We start from the raw sequence: 4,816 nt of genomic DNA on the forward strand, positions 1-4,816 counted from the left end.
CGGCGGTCTGCTCCGGCCCATCGATGGCGGGGGCTCCGGGGGCGCTCACCCGGCCATCGTCGGTCGCGGCGCATCCGTAGAGGGCCAGCGCGGCGGCGAGGAGTAGCCCGACGCCTGCCCGCCGCGCTCTCCGAGCCCTGACCCGCATTCGAACCGACCAACTTCCGCCCCCGGCCGTGTCCCCCGTACACCGGTCACGCTAGACGACCAGGGCGGCGGCCTCCACCGGGCGAGCGTGGGTCCCGCCGGCGTCCCGCTCGGCGACACACCCTTCACATACTGTGTGACGCACAGTACCGTGCGATAGATGAGCAACGGAGCGGATGCGGTGCTGGGCACCCACCTGCAGGAACTCCGGCGCGGTTCGGTGGTGCTGGCGAGCCTGCTGGCCTGTAGGCGCCCGCGATACGGGTACGCCCTGCTCACCACGTTGGCCGAGGCCGGAATCTCCACCGAGGCCAACACCCTCTACCCGCTGCTGCGCCGCCTGGAGGGGCAGGGGCTGCTCGCCTCCACCTGGCGGACAGAGGCACCCCGACCCCGCAAGTACTACGAGACCACCGCGCTCGGTGCCGAGACCGCCGAGCGACTCCACTCCGAATGGCAGGCGCTGGGCGGCGCCTACACCGATCTGCGGAAGGCGGAGACGTGATGTCCACACTCACCGATCGCTACATCGCCGAGGTGGTCCGGCGACTGCCGGACGGCCAGAGCGAGGACATCTCCGCGGAGATCGCCGCGACCATCGACGACATGGTCGCGGCCGAGCTCGACTCCCCCGTCGACGGCGCCGCGGCGCCCGACCCCGACTCGGTCGAACGCGCCGTGCTCGGTCGGCTGGGTGACCCCGCCGCGCTGGCGCGCCGCTACTCGGGCGCGCGCCCCTATCTCATCGGCCCCGAGGTCTACCCGACGTGGCTGCGTGTCCTGCGCTGGCTCATGCCGATCGTCGGCGCCCTGGCAGCGCTCGCGAGCGCGATCGTCTACGTGGCGACGGCCCCACAGGCCGAACTGGGTGGCCTCATCGGCGAGGTCGTGAGCGGGGTGGTGTCCGCCCTGCTGTGGGCGTTCGCGGCCTGGACTCTGATCGTCGTGATCGTCGAACGGACCACACCCGAGGGCGGCCGCAACCCGTTCACGACGTCGGCCGCCTGGGACCCGTCGGAGCTCGACCATCCCCGGGCTCGACCGGACACCCGCATCGACGCGGTCGTCTCACTGAACCTCCTCGCACTGCTGGCCGCGGTGCCGTTCGTGCCGTCGACCTTCCTCTACATCGGCCACCTCAACGGCGGCGAGTCGCTGGTGAACCCCGACATCCCCGCCGCGTGGCTCGCGGGCTACCTGGTGCTGATCGGAGCGCTGGCACTGGTACAGATCTGGCGCCTGGCCCGCCCGGGGAGGTCCAGGCGGCGGCTGGCCGTCGAGGTGGTCACCGACGTCGTGTTCGGCGCCTTCCTCACCGTCCTGGTGCTGAGCCAGGATTCGGTGATCCACCCCGACATCGTCTCGACAGGCGGGGACGACCTGTCGACCGCGGCGATCCGATGGAGCGTCATCGCCACCGTCTGGGTGATCGTGGTCTGGGACCAGGCCGAGACCCTGCGGGCGCACCGGCGGGACACGGCCGCTGCCCGCTGAGTCGCCGAAGGAGGGACGAACGACGAACGCCCCCGTCCGCGTGGACGAGGGCGCTGCCGGTACCGCTGTTGTGCGCCCGAAGGGACTCGAACCCCTAACCTCTTGATCCGTAGTCAAGTGCTCTATCCATTGAGCTACGGGCGCATTATTCATCTGTCGTGCCAGTTCAACCGGTCACCCGGTGCTCCGGCATGGCGGAGGCGAGAGGATTTGAACCTCCGGTCCCCTTTAAGGAGGACAACTCATTAGCAGTGAGTCCCATTCGGCCGCTCTGGCACGCCTCCTGGAGGCTCTGCTGAGCCAACGAGGGATAACAGTACACACCGGTCGGCGCGGTGCGCAAAACGGCCGGACACCCCGCCGTCATCCGGTGGTCCTACTCTGTACGCATGTCCCCCGACGTGCGCAGCGACCTCGACGCCATCCCCTCATACGTTCCCGGCGCCACGGTCCCGGGCGCGGTCAAGCTGGCCTCCAACGAGACCACCGCGGGCCCCCTGCCGCGCGTGGCAGCGGCTATCGCGGAGGCGGCGGCCGGGGTGAACCGCTACCCGGACATCACCGCCGGCGCGCTGGTGTCCCGGCTGTCGGAGTTCCTCGGGATCCCGTCAGAGAACGTCACCGCGGGCTGCGGCTCGGTGGCGCTGTGCCAGCAACTCGTCCAGGCGGTGTGCGCACCCGGGGACGAGATTCTCTACGGCTGGAGATCGTTCGAGGCGTACCCGATCATCGCGCGAATCGCGCACGCCGTCCCGGTCCCGGTCCCGAACCGGGCCGACGGCACCCTGGACCTCGACGCGATCGCCGACTCCGTGACGGACCGGACCCGGCTGATCTTCGTCTGCACCCCCAACAACCCCACCGGGCCGGCGGTCTCCCACGCCGAGCTCACCGCGTTCCTCGACCGTGTTCCCGAGCGGGTCACGGTGGCTCTGGACGAGGCGTACTACGAGTACCTCCGATCGAAGGACCCCGTCGACGGCGTGGCGGAGTCGATGGCCAGACCCAACGTCGTCGCTCTGCGCACGTTCTCCAAGGCGTACGGCCTGGCGGGGCTGCGCGTGGGCTACCTGACCGGGCCGGTGGACCTGGTGGTGTCCGTGGGGAAGATGGTCGTCCCCTTCTCGGTGAGCTCGCTCGCCCAGGCGGCGGGGATCGCCTGCCTCGAGTCGGGTGACGAGCTCCGTGCCCGCACGGACGCCGTGGTGGCCGAACGGACGAGGGTCCGGGACGCGCTGATCGATCTCGGGCATGACGTGCCGGAGAGCCAGGCCAACTTCGTGTGGCTGCCGCTCGGTGACGCCGCGGCCGCGTTCGACTCGCACTGCCGCGACCACCTCGTCGTCACCAGGTGTTTCACCGGCCACGGGGTGAGGGTGACGATCGGCGACCCGGCGGAGAACGACCGTCTACTGGACGCCGCCCGCGGTTTCGTGACCGGAACGTGACTGTTCCGGCGGGCTCCCGTGACCTCGCACCGGCAAGGTGGGCGGGGTTCGCGTGGGCAGAGCGGTGCCTGCCCACGATCCCGCGCGCCCGCGACGGATCGGAACCGATGGACACCGAAGGAGCCGGATGAGACAGCAGAGTTCATGTGACGACGTGAACTCCTCGCCGGTCGACACGCCTATATGGTCCGGCTCACACTCATCCGCAGAACTCCGCGACCCGGACTCGCCCTCGCTCCGCCGGACCGCGCTCATCACACTGGTGATCGTGGCGATGGGCGCACTCGTCCTCACGCTCGCACCCACACCACACGCCGGCGCCAACACCGGCGAGTCGAGCCGGCCGTGGACGCCCGCGGTCGAGACGCAGTCGGTGCGCATCCTCGGCATCGGCGAGTTCTCCGGTGCGCTGACCCGACCGGTGGGGTTCCAGGGCGAGCTCCGTGACGGCTCGGGAAACGTCCGGCCGGCGGGTGGTGGGGCACACCTGGCCGCGACGGTGGGCAAACTGCGCGACCAGGCCGGTGACGCGATGCTGCTGGCCACCGGCGACTCCATCGGTGGGACCGCTCCGGAGGCGGCGCTCCTGGGCGACCGGCCGACCATCGAGTTCTTCAACCGTCTCGGCGTAGACGGCGCCGGGGTCGGGAGGCGAGAGCTGGAGAAGGGCGCCGACCACGTCCGATCCCTGGTCCGGCCGGGGTGCCGGACCGAACAGGACTGCCGGATGGACCCGCCCCTGCCACCGTTCCACGGTGCGGCGTTCCCGTTCCTGGCTTCCAACGTCATCCCCTCCCCCGACGCGGCACCCACCTTCCCGTTCGCGATCCATCGCATCGGTGACGTCCGCGTGGGGGTCGTGGCAGTCACCCTCCCCTCCGACAGCGCTCCGGAGACCACGACCCGGCTCGCCGACCCCGTCAGGGCGGTCAACGAGACCGTCGAGACGCTGCAGTTCCTCGGCGTGGAGGCGATCGTGGGCCTGGTGCAGTCCACCACCGTGCACGGCAACCTCGACCCCGGCGCCTGCCCGGACGAACTCACCGAGCTGGATCTGGTCAAACGCCTGGACCCCGCCGTCGACGCGCTGATCGTCGGCGCCTCGGGCGGTCCCGCCACCTGCCGGGTACTGGACGCGGAGAACGACGAGCGGGTGGTGGTGGCGCCCGCGTCCCACGGTCGGTCGGTCACCGTCGTCGACCTCGCCGTCGACCCCGCCACCGGCGACGTGATCCGTCCCCAGACCTCGGCGTTCAACCAGACGGTGAACCTCGACATCGCACCCGACCCCGGGACCGAGGAGCTCGTGCGACAGGCCGGTGCCGCCGCCGCGCCGAAGGCCCGCGAGCCCCTCGGGTCCGCCACCGAGACGGTCCCCCGGAGGATGGACTCCAACGGGGAGTCCCCGCTGGCGGACGTCATCGCCGACGGCCAGCTCCACGCCACCCGGGGCCGGGGTGCGCAGCTCGCGCTGTCCAACCCGGATTCGCTGCGCACGGACCTGCCGCAGGGCCCCCTGGACTACGCGACCCTGCACACTGTGCAGCCCTACGGCGACCGCCTCTACCTGGTGACCGTGACGGGCCAGGAGCTCCAGGACGCGTTCGACCACTTCGCCGACGACATCGGCGACAACGGCCCGGCGGTCTCGTCGAACGTGAGCTACACAGTGGACACCCGGCGACCGGTCGGCGCCAGGGTCACCGAACTGCTGGTCGACGACGAGC

The 4,816-nt window shown here is 70.8% G+C and carries 4 protein-coding genes and 2 tRNA genes; 4 read left to right on the forward strand and 2 right to left on the reverse strand.

The genetic code is table 11. The features are described from left to right. The first annotated feature begins 307 nt into the window (after positions 1-307). Positions 308-652: a PadR family transcriptional regulator gene (locus G6027_RS06225; protein WP_182636399.1), complete on the forward strand. Its 345-nt coding sequence runs from the start codon at positions 308-310 to the stop codon at positions 650-652. Next, positions 652-1,641 carry a hypothetical protein gene (locus G6027_RS06230; RefSeq protein WP_182636401.1) on the forward strand — a complete coding sequence of 330 codons (990 nt, stop codon included), beginning with the start codon at positions 652-654 and terminating at the stop codon, positions 1,639-1,641. The genes G6027_RS06225 and G6027_RS06230 overlap by 1 nt, the downstream gene beginning before the upstream one ends. 71 nt (positions 1,642-1,712) lie before the next feature. Here the strand turns inward: G6027_RS06230 and G6027_RS06235 are convergent. Next, positions 1,713-1,785, reverse strand: a tRNA-Arg gene (locus G6027_RS06235). A 48-nt stretch (positions 1,786-1,833) separates the two neighbouring features. Next, a tRNA-Ser gene (locus G6027_RS06240) sits at positions 1,834-1,925 on the reverse strand. A gap of 105 nt (positions 1,926-2,030) precedes the next feature. Here G6027_RS06240 and G6027_RS06245 point away from each other — a divergent pair. Together G6027_RS06245 and G6027_RS06250 are read left to right on the forward strand one after the other, a co-directional pair. Beyond that, on the forward strand, positions 2,031-3,089 hold the full coding sequence (locus tag G6027_RS06245) for a pyridoxal phosphate-dependent aminotransferase (RefSeq protein WP_182636403.1): 1,059 nt from the start codon (positions 2,031-2,033) through the stop codon (positions 3,087-3,089). A gap of 127 nt (positions 3,090-3,216) precedes the next feature. After that, a partial coding sequence (locus G6027_RS06250; protein ID WP_241726873.1) for a 5'-nucleotidase C-terminal domain-containing protein occupies positions 3,217-4,816 on the forward strand: 1,600 nt, incomplete at its 3' end.

The sequence above is a fragment of the Dietzia sp. SLG310A2-38A2 genome (assembly GCF_014145095.1).
Lineage (GTDB): Bacteria > Actinomycetota > Actinomycetes > Mycobacteriales > Mycobacteriaceae > Dietzia.

Excerpts from the sequence above, each read along its gene's own strand:
- G6027_RS06245 (WP_182636403.1), top strand. The coding sequence starts at position 2,031 with ATGTCCCCCGACGTGCGCAGCGACCTCGACGCCATCCCCTCATACGTT.
- G6027_RS06230 (WP_182636401.1), top strand. The coding sequence starts at position 652 with ATGTCCACACTCACCGATCGCTACATCGCCGAGGTGGTCCGGCGACTG.
- G6027_RS06225 (WP_182636399.1), top strand. The coding sequence starts at position 308 with ATGAGCAACGGAGCGGATGCGGTGCTGGGCACCCACCTGCAGGAACTC.